This is a genomic window from Rhizobium sp. SVR5-9E, from assembly GCF_056755095.1.
Genome location: NZ_JBNDHS010000441.1, coordinates 1 through 269, shown reverse-complemented (window position 1 = coordinate 269; position 269 = coordinate 1). Strand labels below are relative to the sequence as shown.

1 pseudogene is annotated in these 269 nt (G+C 60.2%); it reads left to right on the top strand.

The features are described from left to right. Window positions 1–269: pseudogene (locus ACPYOJ_RS35540) on the top strand (alpha-glucosidase); the annotation flags it as partial.

Below are 269 nucleotides of genomic sequence, written 5' to 3'. Positions count from 1 at the left end.
GATAACGCCACGCTGCGCTTCGAATGTGCCCAAACGTATGTCGATCTGCTGGAAAAACTGACCGGGTTACTGGGCCGTCAGCCCGAGCTGCCGGACTGGGTTTACGACGGGGTAACGCTGGGCGTTCAGGGCGGCACCGACGTGTGCCAGCAAAAGCTCGACACCATGCGCAACGGCGGTGTGAAGGTGAACGGTATCTGGGCGCAGGACTGGTCCGGCATCCGGATGACCTCCTTTGGCAAACGCGTGATGTGGAACTGGAAGTGGAA